This window comes from Glutamicibacter sp. 2E12 (genome assembly GCF_050030965.1).
GTDB lineage: Bacteria > Actinomycetota > Actinomycetes > Actinomycetales > Micrococcaceae > Glutamicibacter.
Genome location: NZ_CP188297.1, coordinates 2,588,999 through 2,614,790, shown reverse-complemented (window position 1 = coordinate 2,614,790; position 25,792 = coordinate 2,588,999). Strand labels below are relative to the sequence as shown.

Below are 25,792 nucleotides of genomic sequence, written 5' to 3'. Positions count from 1 at the left end.
GCGGAGCTAAACTTTTGACGCGCAATTTCCCGGGTATAACGCAAAACTCCCCCGCATCCATTGGGATGGATGCGAGGGAGTACTCCGCAAGGATTAGTGCCAGCGCCTAGTTGCCACGACCAGCTGGGCTCGATGCGCGACGCGGGCCACGCGAACGGCCACCGGTTGCACCGCCAGCGGCATTGCGGCCGCCGGTTCGCGGTGAGCGCGAAGGGCTCGACGGGCGTTCAGCGTTGGCACCTCGTGCGCCGCGGGCTGGACGGTCGGAGTTCGCACCGCGGGCGCTGCGCGCTGGACGCTCGCCCTGGCTAGCGCCGTCACGTTCCGTACGGCGGCGTTCGCCGCCACGGCCCTGGGCTTCGGCAGCTGGCTTGGCGCCACGCGCCGGGCGCTGGCCGCGGCCACCGCGGCCGGCACCTTCACCGGCAGGCTTGCTCTTGGCAGGATTGCGCTTCTGCTGAACCGGAGCAACGTAGGCAACCGGCTCGGCAACTTCGCCGACGACCTTGGCCACAACCGGAGAATTCAGGTTGACCTTTTCGAAAGGCACCTTCAGTCCGGCCTGCTTCAGCAAAGTCGAAACGTCGCCCTGCTGATCAGGGGTGCAGATGGTCACTACAGTTCCATCCGAACCCGCACGTGCGGTACGGCCGGAGCGGTGGGTGTAGGCCTTGTGCTCTGCTGGTGGATCAACGTGGACAACCAGCTCCACACCATCAACGTGCACGCCACGAGCGGCTACGTCGGTGGCGACAAGAACCTTCGCCTCGCCTGAAGCAAAAGCAGCAAGGTTGCGGTCACGGGCATTCTGCGAGAGGTTACCGTGCAGGTCTACCGCCGGAACGCCAGCCTTGGACAGGGTGAGCGCCATCTTCTTGGCGTGGTGCTTGGTGCGCATGAACATGATGCGACGGGCAGTGCCCTGGGCCAGAACGCGGATCAGGTCCTTCTTATCATCGTTGCCGATGACGAAGACGTGGTGCTCCATGGTGTTCACAGCGGCCTTGGGTGCATCCACCGAGTGAATGGTCGGGTTGCTCAGGTAGCGCTTGACCACCTTGTCCACACCGTTGTCCAAGGTAGCGGAGAACAGCATGTGCTGGATGCCGGTTGGCATGCGGTCCATGATGCGGCGAACTACAGGCAGGAAGCCCATGTCGGCCATGTGGTCGGCTTCATCCAGCACGGAGATTTCCAGCTGGGACAGGTCCACGACCTTCTGCTTGATCAGGTCATCCAGGCGGCCCGGGCAGGCGATGACAATGTCCACGCCCTCGTTCATGGCCTTTTCCTGGCGGCTCTGGGCCACGCCACCGTAGATCACGGTGGTACGCAGGCCTGCGGCCTTTGCCAAGGGGTCAACGGTCTTGGCAATCTGGGTCGCCAGTTCACGGGTTGGAGCCATGATCAGCGCGCGTGGGAAACGGGCCTTGCGGCGCTGTGGGCGATCTGCCAGCCGGGCTACCAGGGGCAGCGAGAAGGCCAAAGTCTTGCCGGAGCCGGTCTGGCCGCGGCCCAGGACGTCGCCGCCGGCCAAGGTCGAAGGCAAGGTGGCTTCCTGGATCGGGAAAGCGGCTTCGATTCCGCTGGCAGCAAGGACCTTCGACAGGTATTCGGGCACGCCGAGGGCGCTAAAAGTTACGGACATATTCAAACTTTCTCTCTGATTCGCACGCCTGCTTCAGGCGTTGGGTTTCGCCGAGCCAGGAGGAAGTCCGCAACATGCAAGGCCAAGGAAGGCCTGCTGCCAAAAGTGGACCGGCGGAGGTTTTCCGGGCGATTCACAGGAGGGAAATCTAAACTGTCGACGCATGCGCCACAGAATTTTCCGGTGACGCACAAGTATCCATACTACAGTGCGAAAGCGGGGCCCGTCTGTGAGCGGCCCCGCTTTGCACTGCTGCCCCGGGAGACGTTCACCACTAGGGCTCCCGGGACAGGCCGCCGCGCTGCCTAATTCAGCTCGAATTCCTTCTTCGCCAATTTCGAGGGCCACCAGACCTTTGGTCCGATTTCTTCGACCAGCGCCGGCACCAGCAGGCTTCGCACGACGAAGGTATCCAAGAGCACCCCGAAGGCCACGATGAAGCCCAACTGGCCCAGGAACATGATTGGCACCACACCCAGTGCGGCGAAGGTAGCGGCAAGCACCACGCCGGCGGAGGTAATCACGCCGCCGGTGACCTTCAAGCCCACCCGCATGCCCTCACGGGTTCCGCGCTTCAAGGATTCCTCGCGCACACGGGTCATCAAGAAGATGTTGTAGTCAACGCCCAGCGCCACCAGGAAGACAAAGCCGAACAGCGGTACGGATGGATCGGCACCCACGTAGCCGAAGACATTGTTGAAGACCAGCGCACTGACACCCATCGCCGTGCCGTAGGACAGTACGGTGGTCAGGATCAGCAGCACCGGAGCCAGAATGGAACGCAGCAGCAACATCAAGATCAGCAAGATGGCCAGGAGGGTAATCGGAATGATCTTGAACAGATCCGCTATGGCCGTCTCATTGGTATCGAGCTGGGTCGCAGTGGTGCCGCCGACCAGCGCGTCGGCGTCGACCGCATGCAGCTGCTCGCGCAGCTCGACCACGGTCTGCTTGGCGGCATCCGAGTCGGCCGCATCGGCCAGCGTCACCGACATCAGGTTGCGGCCTTCGACGCTCATTGGCTCGGCCCCGCGGGCGGCCATGGCCGGTCCGCCGTCTTCAGCCTGCAAGTAGGCCGAATCCACGCCGGTGACATCAAGGGCCTTTTCCAGGGCCGTCTGCGCTTCGGCTTCATCGACAATCACCGTGGCCGGGGATCCCGAGCCGCCAGGGAAGTGCTCGCCCAGGGCGATCTGCCCGTCACGCGACTCCGAACCGCCTACCACCAGCTCGCTCTGCGGCACGCCATGGGCCTTGAGCTGGGTCATGCCCAGCGCTCCCACGGCGAGCACCAGAGCGGTGATGATCCAGATCGGGCGCGGATGGCTGGCAACGAACCGCGCAATGCGGCCCCACAGGCCTTCCTTCTCCTGGCCTTGGGCGTCCACGGCCACCGGCTTGGGCGGGAAGGGCCAGTAAGCGGCCCGTCCCAGCAAGCCGAGCACCGCCGGCAGGAACGTCAACGCGGCAACGATCGAGAAGATGATGCCCGAGGCGCCAATGGGTCCCAGTGCCTTATTGGAGTTCAGATCGGAGAACAGCAGGCACAGCAGGCCCACCGTCACGGTGCCGCCCGAAGCGACAATCGGTTCCAGCGAGCCTTTCCATGCGGAAGCCACGGCCTGCCACTTGTCCTGGCCGGCCATGAGCGCTTCCTTGTGCCTGGCCACGAACAGCAGCGAGTAGTCGGTAGCCGCACCGATGACCAGGATGGACAAGATGCCCTGGGCCTGGCCGTCGAGCCGGATCCAGCCTTCGGATGCCATGAAGTACACCGCGACAATTGCCGCGCACAGCGCGACGACCGAGGTGAGCAGCACCGTGAAGGGAAGCAGGATCGAACGGTAGACCAGCAGCAGGATCACCAGCACAGCTACCAGGGCCACGCCCAGCAGCACGCCGTCGATGCCGCCGAAGGCCTCGACCAGGTCGGCGCTGAAGCCTGCCGGCCCGGTGACATAGGCGGTGGTGCCCTCGGGCTTCTCGGCAGCCAGGAGCGCCCGCAGCTCTTCGACTCCGGTATCGGCCTCCACCTCGCCGGAGACCGGAACGATGAATTCAGCGGCCTTGCCGTCTTCGGAGAGGAAGGGCCCGGTGATCTGCCCGTCCAGATGCGTGAAGTCCTTCAGCGCCTCGCCGATCCCTCCAGCAGTTTCCTTGCTGACCTCGCCATCGCTGGTGAGCAGGACCACCGCTGGGATTGCTTCGGTGGAGCGGAATTTGTTCTGCCATTCCAGGGCTTCGGTTGCTTCGGCGGTGGCCGGGAGGAAGGAGGTCTGGTCGTTGGTCTGGACCTCGGAAAGCTTGCCGAAGGTCGGGCCGCCGATTCCGGCTACACCCAGCCAGAGGATGATCAGCAGGGCGTAGATTCCTGCCCTGATGCCGATACCCTTCTTGTCCAATCGCTTCTTGCCCGATGGCTGGTCGGTTTTCGCTACATGCGCCACTGATCCGTCCTCACTCGTGATTGCTGGCGGTGGATCAAAGGGCGATCCGAATGCCATACTACAAGACTTACTTCCATCGTAGAAATACTTCCCAGGCTATTAAATGCTTTTCCGACTAGGATTGCGCCTATGAGCGCAAGAGAACAGCACAATTTGGTCATGCTCCTGCAGGAATTCGGCCAAGCCTCGGACCGCTACGTTGAGTCCACCGGAGCACTTTACGCAACGCACCGCACGGATATGAATGCGCTGTCAATCATCATGAAATACGAGCAGCGCAGCCTTCTGCCTTCCCCGCGCGACCTGAGCCGCGACCTGCAACTGAGTTCTCCGGCTACCACCGCCATGCTCGACCGCCTGGAAAAACTGGGAATGATCGAGCGCCAGCGCTCGGACCGGGATCGCCGTGTCATCCGCATCGCCATGACACCCAAAGCCCGCGGCAAGGGCATGGAAATGTTCATGCCGCTAGGTGCCAAAATGCGGGAAGTGATCAGCCACTACGACGAACAGCAGCTGCAGGTCATAGCCCGCTTCATGGCAGAAGCCGTCGCCGGCGTGGACAGCGCGCGCGAAGAAGTCGTAACACAGCGGGCAACGAAACCAGCCAAGAGCGCGACGGACACTAGCCTTAAGCAGTGACCCTTTCACTCTGGATATCCCTTCTCAGCGCCTGCATCGTCATCAGCTTCACCCCCGGCGCCGGAGCCATCAACACGATGAGCAATTCGATGCGCCAAGGCTGGCGTGCTTCCATTTGGGGCGTGCTCGGGCAGCAGATCGCCTTGCTGATCCATGTGGTGATCGTTGCCGCCGGAGTCGGTTTGCTCGTGGCCAGCTCGCCGTTGCTGTTCGCCATCATCCGCTACGCAGGCGCTGCCTATCTGGTGTATCTCGGTATCCGCATGCTGCTCTCCAAGCCGGAGGTCGCCTCCGATGGAACCAGCACCGGGCACCGCCTGACCCGCTGGTCCATGCTCAACCGGGGCATCCTGGTCAACCTGCTCAATCCGAAGGCCATCGTCTTCTTCTTGGCTTTCACCCCGCAGTTCATCCGCACCGATCAGCCGCTCCTGGCCCAATACGCCATCTTCATCGGCACGGTCATCGTGGTGGACATCGCGGTGATGTTCTTCTTCTTTGCCGGCACGGCCCGCACCTTCCAGCGCTTCACCGCGACCTACCGCGGCGCCAAGCTGCTGAACATCCTCTTCGGCGTACTGTTCATCCTGGTCGCCGCGCTCCTGCTGCTCATGCACTAGCATTTTCGCCCCGCTCTTGCCGCAGAACTCCTAGCCGTGAACCGATTCCCGGGCCAATTTCCGAATCGTTGCCGATTTGTTGCCGGGAAACGGGCGCGTAGCTATCGATCGAATCGCCTTGTGCCCATAGACTGATGCCATGTTCCGGATAATGATCGTGTGCACGGGAAATATTTGCCGTTCGCCTATGGCCGAGTACATGCTCAAGAATGCGCTCAAGGATGCCGAGGTCTCGCAGGTCGAGGTCATATCGCGAGCCATCACCGATGGTGAAGTCGGCAAGCGCATCGATGAGCGTGCTGCCAGTACTCTGCGCAGCCATGGACTTGATGCATCTGAGCACATTGCCGCCCAGATCGACTCGGACGAAATCGCCAAGATGGATCTCGTACTGGCGATGGACACCGACCACTTCGAGGAACTCGTTCCCGAATTGGCCGAAATCGATCCGAGCGAACGTCCGCAACTGCGGATGTTCCGTTCCTTTGATCCGGGAACCGCGAGCTCCCCGCACGACCAGCAGGGCATCTATGACCCCTGGTACGGTGATGCCGGAGACTTCCGCGAGACCTGGAAACTCATTTCTGCTTCCCTGCCTGCCCTTGTAGATTACGTGCGGAGTAACATCGCCTCTCGTGGAAACCGCTAGACCAACGCTGATTGCCATTGACGGGCGTTCCGGATCCGGCAAAAGCACCTTTGCAACAGACCTAGCGAAATACCTGGAAGCCACCGCCTCCGTAGCTATTTTGCGCCTTGAAGAGCTCTACCACGGTTGGGACGGGCTGCACCGGTCCTTCGATCTCTACCACCGGATCCTGCCTCAGCTCGCAGCAGGCAACACGATCACCTACCCCACCTGGGATTGGGCCGCGGGTGCCCTTGGCGCATCCAAGAACTTCACTCCGGCCGAGGTAGTGATCATCGAAGGCGTAGGAGCGATCCATTCCGACGCCCGAGAATTCCTCGATATCGGGATCTGGCTGGAAGCACCCGAAAGCTTCCGCCGCGATCGGGCGCTGGCACGCGATGGACAGGCCTACCGTCCGTACTGGCAGATGTGGGCCGAACAAGAGGAACGGTACCTGCTGGCCCATCAGCCGCACGCCGCAGCAACCCTGATCATTGATGCCGCTGGCGACCACGACCCCATCGAGATCTGGGCGCGTTCCTGCCGCTACCTGCCGGCCATGATGCGCCAGCTTTGCCTCCGCTCCAACCAGTCCCCCACTGCCCCAACCTTCCGCCAGAGCTACGAGGCGCCAGCCGATACGGCGTCACTCTTCGAGGAACTGGCCCGGTCCCTTCCGCATGCCGCACTACTGGAATCAACAAGCCATAAGCTTAGCGACCCGTTGGGACGCAACCGCTATTCGTTGATCGCGCTTTCGGCGGCAGAACAGCCCCCGGTACTGAGCGCCACCAGCCACGGCACCACCGTCAGCTTGCCCGGAGCGCAAGTACGGCTGGGCGAGGATTTCTTCCGCGCGCTGGCAGGCCTCTGGCCTGCCGGAACCACCGCTAAAGTCGGCTACCCGCTGCCGGCATGGGTGGGGTACCTCGGTTATGAGCTCAAGCGCGAGCTCGGCGCCGCGGATCTGCAGGCAGTGGTTGAACCCGGGCGGGTGCGCCCCGATGCCCAGTTCTTTGCGCCGGATACCGTGGTGGTCATTGACCATCAAGAAGGCCAGATGCATCTGCACAGCATTAGCGAACCGGCAGCAGCGCTGAGCATCCGGTTGGGCAATCCTCCAGAACTGCGCGCCCACCACCCGTTGCCTATCCCGCAGTTCAGCTGCGCGGATACCGAAGCCGGCTACAAGCAGAAGATACGCCAGGCCCAACGCGAGATCTATGAAGGCAACACCTACGAAGTTTGCCTGACTACCGAACTGACGGCCCATGCCGAACTGTTCGATCCGTTCGAGGCCTACTGCCGGATGCGCCGCTCCAGCCCTGCACCGTTTGCCCACTACCTGCGTTTCACTGATCTCCAAATCGCCAGCATTTCACCGGAACGGTTCCTCGCGCTGTCCAAGGACGGGCAGTTGCGGGCCGAGCCGATCAAGGGCACCCGGCCGCGTGGCGAAAATGAAGAATCAGATCTCGCGTTGAAGCATGATCTGGCCACCCATCCCAAGGACCGGGCCGAGAACATCATGATCGTTGACCTGTTGCGCAACGACCTTTCGCACCATGCGGTTCCCGGGTCGGTGAAGGTTGCCCGGCTGTGCGCGGTGGAAACCTACGCGACAGTGCACCAGATGGTCTCCACCATCGACGCCACGCTATCCGCCCCGCAGCTGGCCGCCGAAGCCCTGCGCGAAGCTTTCCCGCCGGGCTCCATGACCGGTGCACCGAAGCTGTCCACGATGAGCATCTTGGATGAGCTCGAAGAGCACCGTGCCCGCGGCCTGTACTCCGGGGCCGTGGGGTATCTGGGTGCTGATGGTGCCGCCGATTTCTCCGTGGTGATCCGAACCCTGGTGTGCGACCGGCTAGCTGACCAGTCATGGCGGTTGAGCCTGGGCCTTGGCGGGGCAATCACCGCTGATTCGGTGCCCGCTGAAGAGTGGGACGAGGTCATCACCAAATCCCGCGGCGTGCTTCAAGCACTGGGCGCCAGTTTCCCGCAAGACACTTAAGCCAACTGAATTATTGCAAGGTGGCCGTCAAGCGAGCCACATTGTCGATCCAGCGTTGCATGCGAGGACGGCGGCGCCACTGCGAGAGGGTGATTTCCGAGGAAATCCCGCGGTAGTGGTTCTGCACCTGGTTAACCGCATCGACCATTTCCTTGCCCAGCAGCATCACGGAAATTTCCATGTTCAGGCTGAATGAGCGCATGTCCATATTCGAGGATCCCACCACGGCCACGTCGTTATCCACGGTGAAGCACTTGGTATGCAGCACCATCGGTGCCGGGTAGCGGTGAATGCGCACGCCGGCTTCCAGCAGCTGCTGGTAGTAGGACTGCTGCGCGTGGTGCACCAGGAACTGGTCGCCCTCTTCGCAAACATACAATTCCACTTCTACTCCGCGCTGGGCGGCAGTGGTGATGGCATAGAGCAGCGAATCGTCGGGAACGAAGTAGGGGCTGGTGATTTCCAGGCGTTCGGAGGCAGAATAGATCAGCGTATTGAACAGCCTGAGGTTGTTCTCGGTACCGTATCCGGGGCCGCTGGGCAGCAGCTGCGCCAGGGTGGAACCGGGACGTTCCTCATAGGCCAGCGGGTGGCGGGCCTCGGCCATGTCCATCAGCACTTCCTGGTCGTCGTCCTCCTGCCACCAGTCGGTAGCGAAAGTGACGTCGAGGCTGCGCACCAGCGGACCTTCGACCCGGAGCATCATTTCAACCCATTCGCGGCCCACCTTATGCGAGGACTCGCGCTTGTAGCCGGGTTCAATCAGGTTCTGGCTTCCGGTGAAGGCCACCTCGCCATCAACAACGAGGATCTTGCGGTGGTTGCGCAGATCCGGGCGGCGCCAACGACGGCCAATCAGGTCGATGGGCAGCATCGGGCGCCAGTTGATACCGGATTTCTTCAGCCGCTTCTTGAAATCCTTGTAGCCCTTGACGCGCAAGGTTCCCAGGTGGTCGAAGAGCAACCGGACGTGCACGCCGCGCTCCGCGGCCGCTTCCAGCGCATCGAGTACCGGTCCAACATAATCCGGGTCATCGCCCATGATGTAGAACTGGATGTGCACATAGCGGGTGGCGTTATCGATTTCCTTGCGCATGGCATCGAGCGAAGCCCGGTAATCGGAAATGACCTCTACCTGGTTGCCACCTTCCAGCGGCATGGCACCAAGATTGCGGTTGAGCATGACTGCCGATTCGACCCATTCCTCCTGGGAATGGAATTCTTCGGGCAGCTGCATGTGGCTCGTGGCCTTCATGATTTCATCGTGCGCACGCCGCTGCTTTTCCAAGCGGCGGCGCGACAGGTGCGGATTGGCGAAAAGCCAGTATGCGACAAGTCCCACAACGGGCAGGAAGAAGATAGCCAATAGCCATGCCATGGCGGTGGTGGGGCGCCGGTTGCCCGGAACGATGCCGATCATGAAGTAGCGAACCGCTAGCTCTATTGCGACCAGCACGCTCCAGAGAACGCCGCCAATCTGCAAGAAGACTTCATTACTTGGCCACACTCGGGCACCCCCTTGGCTACACCCCGCGAATTCGGCATTATCGGCCTCTGATCTGCGATGTACAGGCCAAAATCCTTCGCTTAGCTTATCGAACATTGCCGGACTTGTCTGAATCTCCGCCTGCAGAAATCGCGCAGAAGACGCTGGGGTTCGATAATCTGTCTTTATGAGCTCACTTGTATTCTTGGATCCGGCCTATCCGGCTGGTCGTCTTGCAGACATCACTGCACCGCAACTTCTGGTCACAGCACAGGGAGTCACGCGAGGTGATGGCATCTTTGAATCGATGCTCTACACCAACCAGGCCGTACGCAAATTCGAAGCGCACCTGGCACGCTTGGCGACCTCGGCTGAAGTTGCCGACTTGGCCATTCCCGATGCGCGCAGCTGGTTTGCCGCGGTAGATACCGCTGTGGCCGATTTCGATGCCACCGGCGGCGCTGAAGAAGCGGTGGTCAAGCTGGTCGCCGCGCGCGGCGAGCACGACAATGATCCTGCCATTTGCTGGGTCACCGTGACCCCTGCCCCGGCCTTGGGCAGGGAACAGCGTGAAACCGGTGTGGATGTCCTGATGCTGGATCGCGGCTACGACTCGAAGCTGGCCGAACGTGCGCCATGGCTCATGATGGGCGCCAAGACCCTTTCCTATTCGATCAACATGGCCGCCCTGCGCTACGCGCACAAGCACGGCGCCCATGATGTCATTTTCACCTCCGCCGACGGGATCATCCTGGAAGCTCCGACCTCGACCGTGCTGGTAGCCCAGCGCGATGGCGAGACCAAGCGGCTGCTGACCCCGATGCTTGAAACCGGCATCCTGCCAGGCACCACGCAAAGCGCCATTTTCGACGCCGCGGCCCAGGATGGCTGGGAGCTGGGCTACGGCCCGTTGCGCCCGGAAGACCTGTACCAGGCCGATGGCGTGTGGCTGGTTTCCTCCATCCGCCTGCTGACCCCGGTGCGCACCATCGATGCCAAGCCGTTGCGCCTGGACGCTGAGCTCCATGAAGAGCTCAGCGCCCTGAGCGAAGCAATCCGCTAGGACCACACCAAGTTGTAGGTCCCTGCCAGCACGGCCGCAGCCATTGCGGCCGTGCCAAACAGGATCCCCGTGGCCAGCACCATGCCATCACGCCAGGTGAAGGTGGCCGTGCGAATCCATGTACGCTTGGCCGTGCCAAACCCCTTGGCCTCCATCGTGGTGGCCAACCGTCCGGCGCGGCGAATCGCTTGCACCAGCAAGGCCAGCACCTGGCCGAGGGTTGCCTTGATGCGTTGGCCCACGGTGCCGAAGTTCCCGACACCGCGAGCGCGCCGGGCCAGCGTGAGCGTGGTGAATTCTTCCACCATCAACCCGAGTAGGCGCATGCCGGCCAAGGCCCCGAGCACAAACCGGTGGGGTACCTTCAGCTGCTGAGACAGCGCCCCGCCCAAATCGCTTGGATTCGTGGTGGCCAGCAGCAAGATGCACGGGATGGCCAGCGCGAAAGCGCGCAGTCCGGTGGCAATGCCCCCGGCCACCGATCCCTCGGTGATGCTGAAGGCGCCGAATTGGGCGTAGACCATGCCGCTATCCTGGCCCACCAAGGCGATGCCCCACGCCGCAAGGATTCCGGCAATCAGCAGTGGCCACGCGCGCTTGAGGAATTTCAGCGGGCTCAGCCCTGCCAGGGGGAAGAACACCACGGTCGCCACGATCACCACCAGCGCCGAAACCCAATCCAAGGTGGTGATCAACGGCAGTGTTGCCGCAGCCACCGCACCGAGCTTGGCCAGCGGATTGATCTTCGCCAACCAGCTATGCCCTACCGGCGCATCAAGCACCGGCCCCTGTCGCGGGGTACCAGCTTCCGGGGTGCCGGCAGTGAGCACCAGGTCCCTTGCTTTGAGCACCGAGGCAAAGTGATCGTCGTGGGTCACAGCAATGATCGCGGTGCCCTGCTGCAATTCCTCAACCAGCAGCCCGGCCAGTTCCCTCCACGTATTCGCATCCTGCCCGAAGGTCGGTTCGTCGAGGATCAGCACCTGGGGGGATGCGGCCAGAACAGTGGCCACGGACAAGCGCCGCTTCTCGCCCCCGGAGAGAGTGAACGGGTTCGCGTCTGCCAAATGCGCCAGGCCCAAGCGTTCCAGCAACGCGTCCACGCGCGCTTGGACCTGGGCCGGCTCGTATTTCGGCGCATCGGCGCTGCTGGCCTGCGCGCGGCTGGGAGCGAAAGCCAGCTCTTCCCGAACGCTCTGGGTCACGAATTGGTGTTCGGGTTCCTGGAACACCGAACCGATCCGCCCAATCAATGCACCGGCCTTCCAGGCAAACGGGGAGTTGCCCAGGCCGTCGGCCAGTTGCGCGGTGGCCGCCAACCCGCCGTCGGCCGGGACGAGCAATCCGCCCAAGGTCAAGGCCAGCGTCGACTTTCCAGCGCCATTCTCACCGCGAATCACCGTCGCGGTGCCCGCTTGCACATTCACGTCCACCGCTTGGGTGCGCGGTGCCGTGGCGGTGCGGGCGGATACCAGCTGCTGCGCTTCCAGCAGCGTGGCACCGGCACCGTTCGTTGCCCGAGCCACCTGCGGGAAGTAGCCTGGAATCCACAGCCCGGCAGCAGCCAGCTCCTCGCGCACCGTTTCATCGGTGTACAGCTGCTGCGGGTCCAGATCGTGCGCGACTCCCCCACCGGGCTGCAGCACGATAACCCGGTCCACATGCTGCGCCCAGGCTTCAATCCGGTGTTCCACGACGACCAGCGTGGCACCGGAAAGCCGGGCGGCGTTCAGCACCGCATCGCGCAAGAGCTCAATGCTCTGCGGGTCCACATTGGCAGTCGGTTCATCGAGCAGCATGACGCTGGGTTCCATGGCCAGAATGCCGGCCAAGGCCAACCGCTGTTTCTGTCCGCCGGAAAGTTGCTGGGTGCGGTGCTCGAAGGACAGCGCACCCAGACCCACAGCGTCCAGCACTTCGGGGATCCGCTGGCGGATCAGTTCGGGATCCATTCCGAGATTCTCGGCGCCAAAGGCCACGTCATCGGCGACCCTGCTTTGCACTACCTGGGTTTCCGGGTCTTGCTGCATCAAGCCCACCGGGTGGCTCCGGATGAAGGCATCGCTGCCATCTATGAGCAGCCGGCCAGCGACCTGATCGTCCTCATCCGCTTCCAGCAACCCGGCCATCGCGTGCAGCAAGGTTGACTTGCCGGCGCCCGATGGACCGACCAGCAGCACCTTCTCACCGGCGTGGATCACAAGGTCCAGTCCCGAGATGGCAGGATTCTTCCTCTCGGAGTGCTGCCAGCCGAACCCCGTTGCGGTGATGGCGGCACCGCGCTGGGTCAGCGAGGCTGCGCCGGAATTGGCAAAGGAACTCATTTTGCGCTTTCCAGGTGAGCACGCCGGCTCGGCAGGGCGCTCAATGCACCGGTCTTCGCCAGTCCACACGTGGCCAACCAGGACAGCAGCCCTGCGATGACTACGCCGGAAATGCCGGTGGCGATCACGTGGAAGATCTTCATTCCGGCGGTGTACTCAACATAGTAGGCCAGGATGTAGGCCTCGGAAATGCCGGCGAACAAGCCGGCGAACAAGCCTGCCAGCAGCGCCACGCCCAGGTTCCACTTGCGGTAGCGGAATGCTGCGAAGACCAGCTCTGCACCCAGGCCCTGGACCAGGCCGGAGATCAGTACGGTCAAGCCGTAGTGCGAGCCGAGCAGCGCTTCAACCACAGCGGCCAGCAGCTCGCAGTAGATTGCGGCGCCTGGCTTGCGGATGATCAGTGCGCCGAGCACCGCCGGGAAGAGCCACATGCCGGTGAGCAACGCGGTGGCTGGCGGGAAAGCCGCAAAGGCGAGCGAGAACAGGCCATAGCCGGCACTCCACGCCCAGAAAATGACCCCTGAAGCGACGGCGATCACCGAGGCGACGACGATATCAACTACACGCCAGCCGGTACGCTGCTTCGAAACTGTTTCGTTCATTGCTGGTCCTCCTGTGGAAAGGAGGGGAGATGGACGGAATGAGGGCATACTGCCGCGCCTATCCGCATCCGAGATGCTCGACTTCCTTCGCCGGTACTAGCCGGGGCAGGTTCGAGGGTCTGCGATCTATCGCACTCTCAGCGTCTTGCGACTTTTTTAAAAGTCTGACGCTCCCCTGTCGGAATAATTACTGCTCCCCCACCATACCGCAGGTATGCTGGGCAGAGGAACGATATGTCAAGAGCTTGATCGCGAGGAAAAAATGGATAAAGTGCAGAAACTTGCCACTACCGGTATCACCGTTGGCGCTGGCATGCTCGGCGGCAAGCTGGTTGATTTCCTTTGGTTGAAGGCAACCGGCAGCAAAGCACCACGCAAGGGCACTGAGGAAGCAGCGGAAGCTTCTTTCCGCCGTGCCTTGGGCTTCGCAGTCGTTTCGGCCCTGGTCGCAGCAATCCTGCAGACCGTGGCTGACCGCAGCGCCAACAAGGTTGTTGCCAAGTTCACCAAGTAAGCTTCGGCGTTGAGCCAAAAGCGGGAGCCGCCCAGAGGGGCGGCTCCCGCTTTTTCTCAATCTTGTTCGTCTGGCGATCCGGTCTTGGAAACCGGGGTGGTTCCGGTCGGCGGTGTTCCGTTGACCTTGTTGACCACGTGGCTCAGCTCATCGGAGAACAGGGTTTCCTTGGCAGCGTGCTTGGTCCGGTAGCCGGAACGGCCAATCATGTGGGCCGAAACCGGTGCGGTCAATAGCTGCATTCCCCAGGCCAGCACGAGTACCGGGACCACAGCCCAGCTGCGCAGGTAAATGGCCAGTCCAGCGAAAATCAGCAGGAAGCCGAGTACCTGCGGTTTGGTCGCTGCATGCATGCGGGTGAGCATGTCCGGGAAGGTCAGCAAGCCGATACCTGCGATCAATGACATCAGGCAGCCAAGGATCAGCAGGACGGCAACGAGGACATCGAGGAAGATTTCCATTAGGCGTTCCTCTGATCCGAAACGAAGCGCGAGACGGTCACCGAACCGATGAACCCGAGCATGCAGGCGGCCACGACGAACAGCAAGTAGTCGGTGTGCTTGTGCAGCACCATTTCCAGGCACAGCGCGGCGGAGATGATCAGCAGCATCACGTCCAGGGCCAGCACCCGGTCAAGGATTGACGGCCCCTTGGCAACACGGACCAGGCAGGCGACAGCACCGAGCCCGAGCATGATGCCGCAGATCCAAATGACGATATCCAGCATGTTACCCCTTCCTCGCATCAAAGTTCGGTCCGCATTCGCTCTTGATCGCTTCGTACTCGTCTCGGCTGCCAATAGCCATGATCAGCCGGCGTTCGATGTCCCGGATGCCGGCACGCGCCTTCTCCACGTCCGCAGGCGACTCGATGTCGATGTAGTGCAGGTACAGCGTCGACGAGCTGCGGTCCACGTCGATCACGAAGGAGCCCGGGATCAGCGTGAGCACGTGTCCCACGGTCATCACGATCAGGTCCGAGTCGGTGCGCAGCGGGACCGCAATGACCGCGCTGCGGGTGCGCTTCCCGCGGACCAGCGCCAGCCAGGCCACATGGACGCTGGCGGCGAAGACCTGTCCGAGGAACCAGATGAACAGCTTCAGGCAGTACCAGGCATTGATCCGGCCCGAAAGGACCACCGGCGGCAGCGGGAACAGGTTCACGATCAGCAGCGCGATGATCACGCCGAAGACCATGTTCCCCAGGGAGAAGTCCTGCCAGAGAGCACCCCAGACAAAGAGCAGCAGCAGAAGCAGCGGCCATTCCTGCTTGAGTGTCGCGCGGTGGCGCACACCGGAGGTATCCAGCGCATCGTCAATGCGCTGGTCACGCGGTTCAAAGTTCTTGTTCGGCATCATCCCTCCAATCAGAATGGCAAGATCGAGCTGATATACGGTTCGCGGGCGATCAGTTCCGCAGCCACCCGCTGGCAGAATTCGAAGATCGGCCCGGCAAAGACGGTCAGGGCGATGCCCGCAAGCACCAGCGAACCGGTGGCGTAGCGCATGCCCCACGGCAAGGAGTCGGCTTCCAGCTGCTTGGCCAGTTTCAACCCCAAGCGGGGGTTCTGCGCGCCGCCGGCCAACGTCTCGTCGGCGACCTGCGTCGCTTCGGCCACCAGGTCCTGGTTGGGCACCTCGGCATCAGCGGCACGGCGCCAGAACACACGGGCCCACACGCGGATGATCGCCATCAAGGTCAGCAGGCTGGTCAGCAATCCGGCGCCGATCACGACCCAGGTCAGCGGATCGGCATCCTGCGCGGCCGCATGCAATAGCCCGAATTTGCCCAGGAATCCGGAGAACGGCGGGATGCCGCCCAGATTGATGGCCGGGATGAAGAAGAGCAGGGCCAATGCCGGGGAGAGCTTGGCCAGCGAGCCGAGCCGGGTGACATTCGAGCTACCGGCACGGCGTTCGATCAGTCCCGCCACCATGAACAGCGAAGTCTGCACGATGATGTGGTGGCCCACGTAGTAGATGGTCGCGGCGATGGCCAGCGGCCCGCCCACGGCCACGCCGAAGATCAGGTAGCCGATGTGGCTGGTGAGCGTGAAGGAAAGCATGCGCTTGAAGTCCGTCTGCGCCAGCGCACCGAGGATACCGATGACCATGGTCAGCGCGGCCACCACCAGCAGTCCGGCGTTGACCGAGCCGCCCGGGAAGAGCAGGGTTTCGGTGCGGACGATCGCGTAGACGCCCACCTTGGTCAGCAACCCGGCGAACACGGCGGTCACCGGGGCCGGTGCGGTCGGGTAGGAGTCCGGCAGCCACAGGGACAGCGGGAAGACCGCGGCCTTGATGCCGAAAGCGATCAGCAGCAGCACATGCAAGATCAGCTGCGGGCCCTGGCCCAGCTCGGGCAGCTTCACCGCAAGGTCAGCCATGTTCACCGTGCCGGTGGCCGCATAGGTCATCGCGATGGCCATCAGGAAGATCACCGAGGAAACCACGGAAACCACCACATAGGTGGTACCGGCGCGGATGCGCTCGGCGGTACCGCCCAAGGTCAGCAGCACGTAGCTGGCGGTGAGCAGGATTTCGAATCCGACGTACAAGTTGAAAAGGTCAGCGGCCAGGAAGGCGTTGGACACTCCGGCCAGCAGGATCAGGTACGCCGGGTGGAATATCGACACCGGTCCGGGCTCGTCCCCGTCGGCCAGGCCCTGGCTGGTGGCGAAGAGCAGCACAGCCAGCGAGACGACGGTGGAGACCAGCAGCATGAAGGCGCTGAACCCGTCGACCATCAGGGCGATGCCGAAGGGCGACTCCCAGCCGCCAATATGGATGGCATAGCTTTCCCCGCCCCATACGGCGGCGAGCATTCCCGCTTCGAGCACCAGGGTCAGGCACAGGATGCCGATGGTGATCAGGCGCTGCAGGCGGACCTGGCGGCGGACCAGGAAGGCTGCCCCGGCGCCGAAGATCGGCAGCACCACGGCCAAGGGGGCTAGATCCAGGAAATTCACTCTTCCCCCTCGCGCACTGGGCGTCCTTCTTCATCAACGAATTCGGTCGTATCCTCGGCCACTGGCGAGTCTTCTTCCTCGTCGTAGGCGGTCTTCTGGGACACCTTGATATCTTCGGTGTCATCGGTGAGCTCATCAGCGCTGGTCAGGGTCCAGGACCGGTAGATCATCGCCAGCAGGAAGGCGGTCACCGCGAAGGTGATCACAATGGCGGTGAGGATCAGCGCCTGCGGCAGCGGGTCCGAGTACGAGTCGGCCGCCGCATCCGGCTTGAACAACGGCGCCGCGCCCTTGCGCCCGCCGCTGGTGAGGATCAGCAGGTTGATGCCGTTGCCCAGCAGCATGATGCCCAGCAGCACCCGGGTCAGGGTGCGTTCGAGCACCAGGTAGAAGCCGGCCGCCAGCAGCACGCCGGTGACTACGAGGAAAGTGATGTTCACGCTCATCGGCCAACTCCAGTCCGGGAGGCCTGGATCTCGTCGTGGCGCTCCACCGGGCTGCGGCCTTCGGAGAGCGAATCAATCTCACTGCCCAAAGAACGCAGCACGTCCTGCACGAGGCCAAGGACCACCAGATACACTCCAATGTCGAAAATCGTTGAGGAAACGAACTTGTGCTCGCCGAAGAACCAGAATTCCAGGGCGTAGGTGGTGAAGATGCCATCACCCAGCAGCAGCGGCACGATGCCCGCCAATCCGGCTAGCGCTATGCCGCCGCCGATCAGCATGCCCGGAGCGATGCGCATCGACTCGGAAAGTTCCACGCGGCCGCCGGCCAGGTAGCGGATGGTCAGCGCCAAGCCGGCGATCAGCCCGCCAGCGAAGCCGCCGCCCGGGGTATTGTGCCCGGTCAGCAGCGTGTACACCGACATGATCAGCACCGTGTGGAAAATCAGCCGGGTGACCACTTCAAAGATGATCGAGCGGCGCTCGGCGACCAGGGTGCTGCCAGCCATCAACCAGTCCTGGTTGGAGCTGGAGGCAAAGCGGCGGGCAATGCGCAGCTCGGTTTCCTTGGAGTCCTTGCTGCCCATGGCTTCGGAACCCGCGTCGATGCTGCCCGGTGCCACCTGGTGGGCCCGCACCCGGTTGCCGAAGCTGCGCCCGGCGAAGATCAGCGAAGCCACACCGGTGGCAGCCGCCGCCAGCACGGTGATCTCGCCGAAGGTATCCCACACGCGCAGGTCCACCAGGGCCACGTTGACGATGTTCTTGCCGTAGCCCTCGTAGTAGGCCAGATCCGGCCAAGCCAGGGAAATGCGGGCCTCGTTGCGGGCGGCCATCATCGCGATAGCAATGTAGACGACCATCACGGCCAGGGCGATGGACAGGATGGCCCGGCCCCACTTGATCCGGGTCAGGCCCACCCACAGTCGCTTGGGCAGGGCGCGCAAGGCGAGCACGAAGGAAACCAGCACGATGGTTTCCACCAGCAGCTGGGTCAGCGCCAGGTCCGGGGCACCTTGCAGGGCGAAGATCGCGACCATGCCGTAGCCGGTCACCGAAACCATCAGCACCGCCATGAAACGCTTCGGCGCGGTAATGGAGACCACCGCACCGGCGATGATCACCGCACCGATCAGCAGCTGGGCCGGGTGGTCGGCGATGATCCAGTTCGTTGGCCACGGGGTGTAGACGGTCAGCGCGATGGCCAGCGGGATCACCAGCACCACGACCAGGATGACGCCCAGGTAGAAGGAGAGCGAACCACGCTGGGTGCGACCGGTGATCCAGATGGCCACCTTGTCCAGCACGTTCACCGACATGCGGTAGATTTCCTCGGCCGAGGTGACCATGCGGCGCAGCGGTGCGCCGGTGTCGGTGCGGTGACGCAGCCAGAAGAAGCACAGGCCCAGGCCCACCGATATGGCGCTCAGCCCCAGTGCCGCGTTGAAGCCGGCAAATGGCAGCAGGTGCATTTTGCCCGGTCCGCCCTGCGCGGCCGACCAGTGGATGGCCAGCGGCTCCACCAGCTGCGGGTACAGGCCCAGGAACAGCGTCGCCGCCGAAAGAACCAGCAAGGGCGCCAGGAAGATCAGTGTCGGGGCCTTGCACTGCAATGCAGGCAACTTCTTTTTCTTCACGCCGAAAGCCCCGAAGAAGAAGCGCAGCGAGTAGGCCATGGTCAGCGCCGCACCCATCAGGATGCCGACGAGCGCGGCCATCCCCCACCCGGTTTCCAGGTGCAGGGCCGATTCGTAGACCGCTTCCTTGGCAACGAAGCCGAACAGCAGCGGCACGCCGGCCATGGACGCCGCGGCGATGCCGGTGGTCGTGGCCAGGATCGGCATGGCACGGCGCAAGCCGCTGAGCTTGCGGATATCGCGGGTACCGGTGTTGTGGTCGATGATGCCCACGCTCAGGAACAGCGTCGCCTTGAACAGTCCGTGGGCCAGCGTCATGGCCAGTGCGGCAAAAGCCGCTTCGGGGGTGCCGAAGCCGAAGACCGCGATGATGAAGCCCAGCTGCGAGACCGTGCCGAAGGCCAGGATCAGCTTCAGGTCGTATTGCTTGAGCGCCCGGTAACCGCCGATGAGCATGGTGAGAATACCTATGCCTACGGTCATGGGGACCCACAGGGTGGTCTCGGCGAAGCCCGGGGCCAGGCGGGCGATCAGGTAGACGCCGGCCTTGACCATGGCTGCCGCGTGCAGGTACGCGGACACCGGAGTCGGAGCGGCCATCGCACCGGGCAGCCAGAAGTGGAAAGGCACCAGGGCCGATTTGGAGATCGCCCCGACAATAATCAGCGCCACCGCAACATCGGTGAAGGCCCCCAAGGCCACCAGTTCATCGGCCGATGCCATGATCTCCGAGAGCTGGTAGCTGCCGGCCGCCGCGCCGAGCATCAAGATGCCGGCGAGCATCACCAGTCCGCCAAGGGTCGTGATGATCAGGGCGTTCATGGCTGAACGGCGCGCGGTGATCAGGGCCTGGCTGAAACCGATGAGCAGGTAGGAAAGCACGCTGGTGATTTCCCAGAAGATGAACATGATGATGATGTCATCGGCCGTGACCAAGCCGGTCATGGCTCCGGCGAAAGCGACCATCTTCGCCGCGAAGCTGCCGATCTGCGGATCATCATTCTTGAAATAGCGGGCGCAATAGAACAGCACCAGCGCGCCCACGCCGAGGATCAGCAGCAAGATTGTCGCGGCCAAAGAATCCATGCGGAAATTCAGGGCGATATTCAGCCCGGGAATCCATTCCATTTGAACCGATGGCGGCGCATTTGGCGCACCATTGGCCAGGGAATTATCGGCAGAAAGCACCGCCGGCATGCGGGTCAGCAACCAGATGAATCCCACTGCGGGCACGGCCGCCACAACGTAAAAACCGTTTCGTTTCAAGGCCCGGAATATTAATGGGCATAAAACAGCGGTGGCAAACAGCGCAGTGAGAATTATTAGCACGCTTTTCCTCTGTCGGCTGGTGGTGGGCAGAGTATCCAGAGCACTTCGAAAAGCGCCTGCATCTGTAATTTTATCAGCCGTGGCCTGCCTGCAATCGCACGAATGTGCCCTTTAAGGAATATTCCCTGCGTTTTCCGCGACCAGCTGATTTTCCAAGCTAGCCGCTATTCTCCAAAAGGTCGTTCCTATTCATCGCCTGATTACCTGTTGCAGGTACGATGCCAGCATGGGAATCAATCAGGTCGAACCGTCGGCGATTCGTGAAAAGTGGCTTAATAAGTACACCTGGGCGTGGGCCAGCTGGGATTGGGGACAAGCCGCGATCAACGCTGTCATGATCACTTTCGTGTTCACCGTCTATCTCACCAGCGAGCTATTCGGCGACACCGACCATGCGTCGCTGGTCCTCTCGCAGGCACTGGCCATCGGCGGACTGGCCATCGCCCTGCTGGTGCCCGTCACCGGGCTTCGCGCCGATGTTGCCGGGCGGCGCAAGCTGTGGATCGTGGTCAACACCCTGGTTCTCGTCGCCATCTGCGCGGCCTGCTTCTTCGTCTACCCCGACCCTTCCTACCTCTGGTTCGGCGCGATCCTCGTCGCGGCCATGTCGGTCTTCGGCGAATTCGCCGGCGTGAACTACAACGCGGTGCTGAACCAGATTTCCACCAAGGCAACGGTCGGCAAGGTTTCCGGTTTCGGCTGGGGCATGGGCTACGTCGGCGGAATCCTCGCCCTCGCCCTGGTGCTCTTCCTGTTCGTGCAGCCAATCGTGGACTGGCCAGGTGCCAGCACCGAAGAATCGTTGAACTTGCGCTGGGTGGCAGTGTTCTCTGCCGCTTGGTGCTTGCTCTTCGCGCTGCCGCTGTTCTTCGTGATCCCCGAAGCGCCACCGAGCACCTCGAAGAAAATCCCGCTGATGCTTACCTACAAGGTCCTGTTCAACAACATCAGGGAACTGTGGCGCAGCGACCGCAACCTGCTCTTCTTCCTCTGCTCCTCCGCCGTCTTCCGCGACGGGCTGGCCGCCATCTTCACCTTCGGCGGCGTCATTGCCGCGGGCACCTTCGGTTTCGAACTGACCGAAGTGATCATCTTCGCGATCGTCGGCAACGTCGTTGCGGCCCTTGGCGCGGTGCTTGGCGGCCGCATCGATGACGTGGCAGGCCCGAAGGCGGTCATTGTCGGTTCGCTGATCGGCCTGCTGGTTGCCGGCGCCGGAGTCTTCTTCTCCCCCGAAGCCGCGGGCTTCTGGATCTTCGGCCTGCTGCTGTGCTTGTTCGTCGGACCGGCACAGGCAGCTTCCCGCTCCTACCTCTCGCGCTTGATTCCCGAAGGACGCGAAGGAGAGCTCTTCGGGTTGTACGCGACCACCGGTCGCGCCGTGTCCTTCCTGGCACCGGCGTTGTTTGCCGGAGCCATCGCCATCGCTACCCCGCTGGTGGCATCCGGCCAAGCCCAGCGTTACGGCATCCTGGGCATCCTGGTGGTCTTGGCGCTCGGCCTGCTCCTGCTCCTGCCAATCCGGTCGCCCAAGAAGGTCACCGCGTAGCTTCCAGCCGCAAACGGCGCTGGCCCCCAACAAATGTTGGGGGCCAGCGCCGTTTGCGGGATCCTGAGCGGTACTGCCGCTTAGTTCTCGATGATGGTCCGGTGGAAGTTCAGGTGGCTGCGCGAAGCCGTGGGGCCACGCTGGCCCTGGTAGCGGTTGCCGTAGGGTCCCGAACCGTATGGATGCTCGGTGTCCGACGTCAGCTTGAAGAAGCACAGCTGGCCGATCTTCGATCCCGGCCACAGCTTAATGGGCAAGGTGGCCATGTTGGACAGTTCCAAGGTCACGTGGCCGGAGAACCCCGGATCGATGAACCCTGCGGTGGAGTGGGTCAGCAGGCCAAGGCGGCCCAAGGAGCTCTTGCCTTCCAGCCGCGCGGCCACGCCGTGGCCCAAGGTCACCACTTCGTAGGTCGAGCCGAGCACGAATTCGCCCGGGTGCAGGATGAATGGCTCATCGGGGTCGACCTCGACCAGGCGCGTCAGTTCATCTTGCTCCGCCGAAGGATCGATGTGCGCATACTTGTGGTTATCGAAAAGCCGGAAGAACCGGTCAAGTCGAACATCCACGGATGCGGGCTGGACCATCTGCGGGTCAAAGGGCTCTAGCCCAATCTCACCGGACGCTATTTCTCGACGAATGTCACCATCTGAATACAACACGCGTATAAATTTATCCTGACTTTCCCCGGCAGCCGAACTATTAGGCCAATTATGTACAGTGAGTCGAGATCACTGGCCGCCTCCTGTTCACCAGCTGGTCGCAGATTTCCCACCAATTACCCAGCGTTTCCAGCTATCGTTAAGGTGGGATTTCCCATCATCGCTCCGCAACTCAAGGGTTTATTCAACATGCGCCTAGCCTCCGCGCTGACTGGCACCGTACTCGCATCGGCATTGCTGCTCTCCGGCACCGCCGCACTCGCTGCGCCGGCCGAGGATCTGCCTGCTGTCGAGAGCTCGCAGCTGTCGAAGGCATCGAGCCCCTTGGCCTTGATCAACCCCACCACGAAGCTTTCGCCGGAGGACTACGTTCCCGGCAAGCTCGTTGGTGTTGCCGGCAGCTCCATGACCCTGCGTCCTGAGGCGGCAGAGGCCATTGAAGCGTTCATTGCTGATGCGCGCGCTGCCGGCCATTCGATCAAGCTGCTGAGCGCATACCGTTCGTACCAGCGCCAGGCGGTCTTGTTCAACCAGTACCAAGCCAAGTACGGCACCGCTTATGCCGAACGGATTTCTGCGCGCCCCGGAACCAGCGAGCACCAGCTTGGTTTGGCCGCAGACCTGGGCTACACCGATAGCCGCGCCGAATTGAAAGCCGAATTCGGCCAGACCCCGGCCGGCCTGTGGATTGCCGAGCACGCGGCGGAATACGGTCTGATCATCCGCTACCCCCAGGGCAAGGAAGAGATCACCGGCTACAAGTACGAGCCGTGGCATGTGCGCTATGTCGGCGTCGAGCATGCCGAAGCGATGCTTGATTCCGGAGCGGAAACGTTCGAAGAGTACCACCAGATGCTGGCCGCCTCGATAGCGGATGCCGAGCAAAGCGAAGCAAAGGCAACGGTCGAGAAAGAACCCGCGAAAGCCAAAGACGAAGAGCCGCACGAAAAATCCAAGAAGGCCGGCGAAGATGTTGTCGTGGACGAGGACTTGATGGTCCTGCGTTTCCTTCCGCCGTACCGCGACTGGGGCTTCGGCTTCACCCAGTAGCCCGGTCTGGAACAGGCCGCTGCCAGGTCCACCAGAACCGCCGGAACCACGAAAATTGCCGCTGCGAGTCGCCATTTCGCGGCTCTGCCCGCAATCCGCTGGGCGTTGGGCAGTGCCCGAATCATGGTGCAGCGGGGCATCCAGTACTAGCGTCCAATATTAACTAGTGCCCGGGACGCGAAGCAGCAAGTTCACGCAAAGTAGCTTCGTCAGCACCCTGCCCCTCTGCGGGAGCATCCTGGAATCTGCCCTCCGCACCGGCATGCAATCCCGGGAACGGTTTTCCAGGTTGCGTGCCGCCGGACGGCATGAAAATGCTCCCCAAAAGTTGCTGGCTTCTACAGTCCAACTTTTGGGGAGCAGTTCATGGCAGGTGGTTCCTGCCCAGAGCGCTGGAAAATTACTTCGCGCGCACCGGAATGCCGGTGAAGGTCGGCTTCAAGGTCTCAGCGAAGAAGTCCTCGCCCTTGTCATCGACAACGATGAAGGCCGGGAAGTCCTCGACCTCGATCTTCCAGATCGCTTCCATGCCCAGTTCCTCGTATTCGAGCACCTCGACCTTCTTGATGCAATCCTGGGCCAGACGTGCCGCCGGGCCGCCGATGGAGCCCAGGTAGAAGCCGCCGTGGGTGTTGCATGCCTCGGTGACCTGCTTGGAGCGGTTGCCCTTGGCCAGCATGACCATCGAGCCGCCGGCAGCCTGGAACTGGTCCACGTAGGAGTCCATGCGGCCTGCGGTGGTTGGGCCGAAGGAACCCGAAGGCATGCCTTCTGGGGTCTTGGCAGGACCTGCGTAGTAGACCGGGTGGTCCTTGAGGTATTGCGGCATTTCCTCGCCAGCATCCAGGCGTTCCTTGACCTTGGCGTGTGCGATATCGCGGGCCACAACCAATGGACCGGACAGCGACAAGCGCGTCTTGACCGGGAACTTGGTCAGCTCGGCCAGGATTTCGCTCATCGGCTTGTTCAGGTCGATCTTGACCACCGAAGAGCCACCGGTGCCGGTGACGCCATCGGTCTCGTCGTCGTGCGCGGCCAGGGCCGGGTGGTCCTCCGCCGGCATGAAGCGGGCTGGATCGGTTTCCAGCTGCTCGACGAACAGTCCCTCTTCGGTGACCTTGGCCAGCATCTGGCGGTCAGCCGAGCAGGATACTGCGATGGCCACCGGCAGCGAGGCGCCGTGGCGAGGCAGGCGCACCACGCGCACATCGTGGCAGAAGTACTTGCCGCCGAACTGCGCGCCAATGCCGAAGTGGCGGGTCAGCTCAAGGACCTTGTCTTCCAGCTCGGTGTCGCGGAAGCCGCGGCCGGTCATCGCGCCTTCGGTCGGCAGCGAATCCAGGTACTTGGCCGAACCGTACTTCGCGGTCTTCAACGCCATCTCGGCCGAGGTGCCGCCGATGACGATGGACAGGTGGTACGGAGGGCACGCGGCGGTGCCCAGCGAACGCAGCTTCTCATCGAGGAACTTCAGCATCGAGTTCTCGTTGAGGATCGCCTTGGTCTCCTGGTACAGGAAGGACTTGTTGGCCGATCCGCCGCCCTTGGCCATGAACAGGAACTTGTAGCTGGTGTCAGCGCCGTCCTTGGTGTTCGCGTAGAGGTCGATCTGCGCCGGGAGGTTGTTGCCGGTGGCCTTCTCTTCCCAGGTGGTGATCGGAGCCAGCTGCGAGTAGCGCAGGTTCAGGCGGGTGTAGGCATTGTAGATGCCGCGCGAGAGCGAGATCTCGTCCTGCTCTTCGGTCAGCACGCGCTGGCCGCGCTTGCCCATGACGATCGCGGTACCGGTGTCCTGGCACATCGGCAGGATGCCGCCGGCGGCGATGTTGGCGTTCTTCAGCAGGTCCAGGGCGACGAACTTGTCGTTCGGGCTGGCATCCTCGTCGTCGAGGATATTGCGCAGCTGCTGCAGGTGGGCCGGGCGAAGGTAGTGCGAGATGTCGTGCAGCGCGGTCTCGGCCAGCTGCTCCAGTGCCTGCGGCGCGACCTTCAGGAAGTTCTTTCCATCCGGGCCGGCGACAACTTCGACACCTTCGGAGGAAATCTTGCGGTACGGGGTGGTATCTTCGCCAATTGGCAGAAGATCCTCGTAACGGAATTCAGGCATGCTCAGTCCTTGATTCAATCGTGTGTGCTCATCTGCCATTTTAGGCCTTT

At 62.5% G+C, this 25,792-nt stretch carries 21 protein-coding genes and 1 riboswitch; of the genes, 8 read left to right on the top strand and 13 right to left on the bottom strand.

Annotation, left to right across the window (positions count from 1 at the left end; translation table 11 throughout):
- Window positions 1-106: 106 nt before the first annotated feature.
- Entirely contained in the window at window positions 107-1,648 is a 1,542-nt protein-coding gene (locus ACP3TE_RS12195) for a DEAD/DEAH box helicase (RefSeq protein ID WP_133833560.1), read from the bottom strand.
- Window positions 1,649-1,953: 305 nt separating this feature from the next.
- On the bottom strand, window positions 1,954-4,095 hold the full coding sequence (locus ACP3TE_RS12190; protein ID WP_133833559.1) for an MMPL family transporter: 2,142 nt from the start codon (window positions 4,093-4,095) through the stop codon (window positions 1,954-1,956).
- 129 nt (window positions 4,096-4,224) lie between these two features.
- On the opposite strand from ACP3TE_RS12190, the gene ACP3TE_RS12185 reads away from it, so the two are divergent.
- The 4 genes from ACP3TE_RS12185 to ACP3TE_RS12170 all read left to right on the top strand — a co-directional run bounded on the left by ACP3TE_RS12185 (window position 4,225) and on the right by ACP3TE_RS12170 (window position 8,002).
- Entirely contained in the window at window positions 4,225-4,737 is a 513-nt protein-coding gene (locus ACP3TE_RS12185; protein ID WP_105657005.1) for a MarR family winged helix-turn-helix transcriptional regulator, read from the top strand.
- Window positions 4,734-5,357 (top strand): LysE family transporter, encoded by a 624-nt coding sequence (locus ACP3TE_RS12180; protein WP_133833557.1) that lies wholly within the window; start codon window positions 4,734-4,736, stop codon window positions 5,355-5,357. Before ACP3TE_RS12185 ends, ACP3TE_RS12180 begins: the two co-directional genes overlap by 4 nt.
- Window positions 5,358-5,496: 139 nt before the next feature.
- Window positions 5,497-6,006 (top strand): low molecular weight protein-tyrosine-phosphatase, encoded by a 510-nt coding sequence (locus tag ACP3TE_RS12175; protein ID WP_105657007.1) that lies wholly within the window; start codon window positions 5,497-5,499, stop codon window positions 6,004-6,006.
- Window positions 5,993-8,002 carry a chorismate-binding protein gene (locus ACP3TE_RS12170; RefSeq protein ID WP_426733724.1) on the top strand — a complete coding sequence of 670 codons (2,010 nt, stop codon included), beginning with the start codon at window positions 5,993-5,995 and terminating at the stop codon, window positions 8,000-8,002. The genes ACP3TE_RS12175 and ACP3TE_RS12170 overlap by 14 nt, the downstream gene beginning before the upstream one ends.
- Before the next feature lie 10 nt (window positions 8,003-8,012).
- Here ACP3TE_RS12170 and cls read toward each other — a convergent pair whose 3' ends face one another.
- Window positions 8,013-9,509, bottom strand: coding sequence for a cardiolipin synthase (gene cls / locus ACP3TE_RS12165; protein ID WP_286134130.1), 1,497 nt, complete (start codon window positions 9,507-9,509; stop codon window positions 8,013-8,015).
- A gap of 166 nt (window positions 9,510-9,675) precedes the next feature.
- Between cls and ACP3TE_RS12160 the strand changes: the two genes are divergently transcribed.
- On the top strand, window positions 9,676-10,551 hold the full coding sequence (locus ACP3TE_RS12160; protein ID WP_105657010.1) for an aminodeoxychorismate lyase: 876 nt from the start codon (window positions 9,676-9,678) through the stop codon (window positions 10,549-10,551).
- Here ACP3TE_RS12160 and ACP3TE_RS12155 read toward each other — a convergent pair.
- The gene (locus ACP3TE_RS12155; protein ID WP_332594641.1) at window positions 10,548-12,875 is read right to left on the bottom strand and encodes an ATP-binding cassette domain-containing protein; all 2,328 of its coding nucleotides are present in this window, start codon (window positions 12,873-12,875) and stop codon (window positions 10,548-10,550) included. The genes ACP3TE_RS12160 and ACP3TE_RS12155 overlap by 4 nt on opposite strands.
- Window positions 12,872-13,480: an ECF transporter S component gene (locus tag ACP3TE_RS12150; RefSeq protein ID WP_402695829.1), complete on the bottom strand. Its 609-nt coding sequence runs from the start codon at window positions 13,478-13,480 to the stop codon at window positions 12,872-12,874. The genes ACP3TE_RS12155 and ACP3TE_RS12150 overlap by 4 nt, the downstream gene beginning before the upstream one ends.
- Before the next feature lie 65 nt (window positions 13,481-13,545).
- Window positions 13,546-13,667, bottom strand: a riboswitch (TPP riboswitch).
- A gap of 84 nt (window positions 13,668-13,751) precedes the next feature.
- Here ACP3TE_RS12150 and ACP3TE_RS12145 point away from each other — a divergent pair.
- A complete protein-coding gene (locus ACP3TE_RS12145; protein ID WP_105657090.1) occupies window positions 13,752-13,994 on the top strand; it encodes a DUF4235 domain-containing protein in 243 nt (80 codons plus the stop codon).
- Window positions 13,995-14,050: 56 nt separating this feature from the next.
- Here ACP3TE_RS12145 and mnhG read toward each other — a convergent pair whose 3' ends face one another.
- The 6 genes from mnhG to ACP3TE_RS12115 are packed head-to-tail and all read right to left on the bottom strand — an operon-like array spanning window position 14,051 to window position 20,374.
- Window positions 14,051-14,455 carry a monovalent cation/H(+) antiporter subunit G gene (mnhG, locus tag ACP3TE_RS12140; RefSeq protein WP_105657013.1) on the bottom strand — a complete coding sequence of 135 codons (405 nt, stop codon included), beginning with the start codon at window positions 14,453-14,455 and terminating at the stop codon, window positions 14,051-14,053.
- A complete protein-coding gene (locus ACP3TE_RS12135) occupies window positions 14,455-14,721 on the bottom strand; it encodes a monovalent cation/H+ antiporter complex subunit F (protein WP_105657014.1) in 267 nt (88 codons plus the stop codon). Before ACP3TE_RS12135 ends, mnhG begins: the two co-directional genes overlap by 1 nt.
- Before the next feature lies 1 nt (window position 14,722).
- Window positions 14,723-15,352: a Na+/H+ antiporter subunit E gene (locus ACP3TE_RS12130; protein WP_105657015.1), complete on the bottom strand. Its 630-nt coding sequence runs from the start codon at window positions 15,350-15,352 to the stop codon at window positions 14,723-14,725.
- Between the two features lie 8 nt (window positions 15,353-15,360).
- Entirely contained in the window at window positions 15,361-16,962 is a 1,602-nt protein-coding gene (locus ACP3TE_RS12125; protein WP_133833554.1) for a Na+/H+ antiporter subunit D, read from the bottom strand.
- Entirely contained in the window at window positions 16,959-17,408 is a 450-nt protein-coding gene (locus ACP3TE_RS12120; RefSeq protein WP_105657017.1) for a Na(+)/H(+) antiporter subunit C, read from the bottom strand. The genes ACP3TE_RS12125 and ACP3TE_RS12120 overlap by 4 nt, the downstream gene beginning before the upstream one ends.
- Window positions 17,405-20,374 carry a Na+/H+ antiporter subunit A gene (locus tag ACP3TE_RS12115; protein WP_105657018.1) on the bottom strand — a complete coding sequence of 990 codons (2,970 nt, stop codon included), beginning with the start codon at window positions 20,372-20,374 and terminating at the stop codon, window positions 17,405-17,407. Before ACP3TE_RS12115 ends, ACP3TE_RS12120 begins: the two co-directional genes overlap by 4 nt.
- Window positions 20,375-20,600: 226 nt before the next feature.
- Here ACP3TE_RS12115 and ACP3TE_RS12110 point away from each other — a divergent pair, with 226 nt between their 5' ends.
- On the top strand, window positions 20,601-21,923 hold the full coding sequence (locus ACP3TE_RS12110) for an MFS transporter (protein WP_105657019.1): 1,323 nt from the start codon (window positions 20,601-20,603) through the stop codon (window positions 21,921-21,923).
- An 80-nt stretch (window positions 21,924-22,003) separates the two neighbouring features.
- Here ACP3TE_RS12110 and dcd read toward each other — a convergent pair whose 3' ends face one another.
- Window positions 22,004-22,585: a dCTP deaminase gene (dcd, locus tag ACP3TE_RS12105; protein ID WP_332728373.1), complete on the bottom strand. Its 582-nt coding sequence runs from the start codon at window positions 22,583-22,585 to the stop codon at window positions 22,004-22,006.
- Between the two features lie 189 nt (window positions 22,586-22,774).
- Between dcd and ACP3TE_RS12100 the strand changes: the two genes are divergently transcribed.
- A complete protein-coding gene (locus ACP3TE_RS12100) occupies window positions 22,775-23,635 on the top strand; it encodes a M15 family metallopeptidase (protein WP_426733717.1) in 861 nt (286 codons plus the stop codon).
- Window positions 23,636-24,035: 400 nt separating this feature from the next.
- On the opposite strand, the gene ACP3TE_RS12095 is transcribed toward ACP3TE_RS12100, so the two are convergent.
- Window positions 24,036-25,742, bottom strand: a complete 1,707-nt coding sequence (locus tag ACP3TE_RS12095) for a fumarate hydratase (RefSeq protein WP_426733715.1) — start codon at window positions 25,740-25,742, stop codon at window positions 24,036-24,038.
- Window positions 25,743-25,792: the final 50 nt, after the last annotated feature.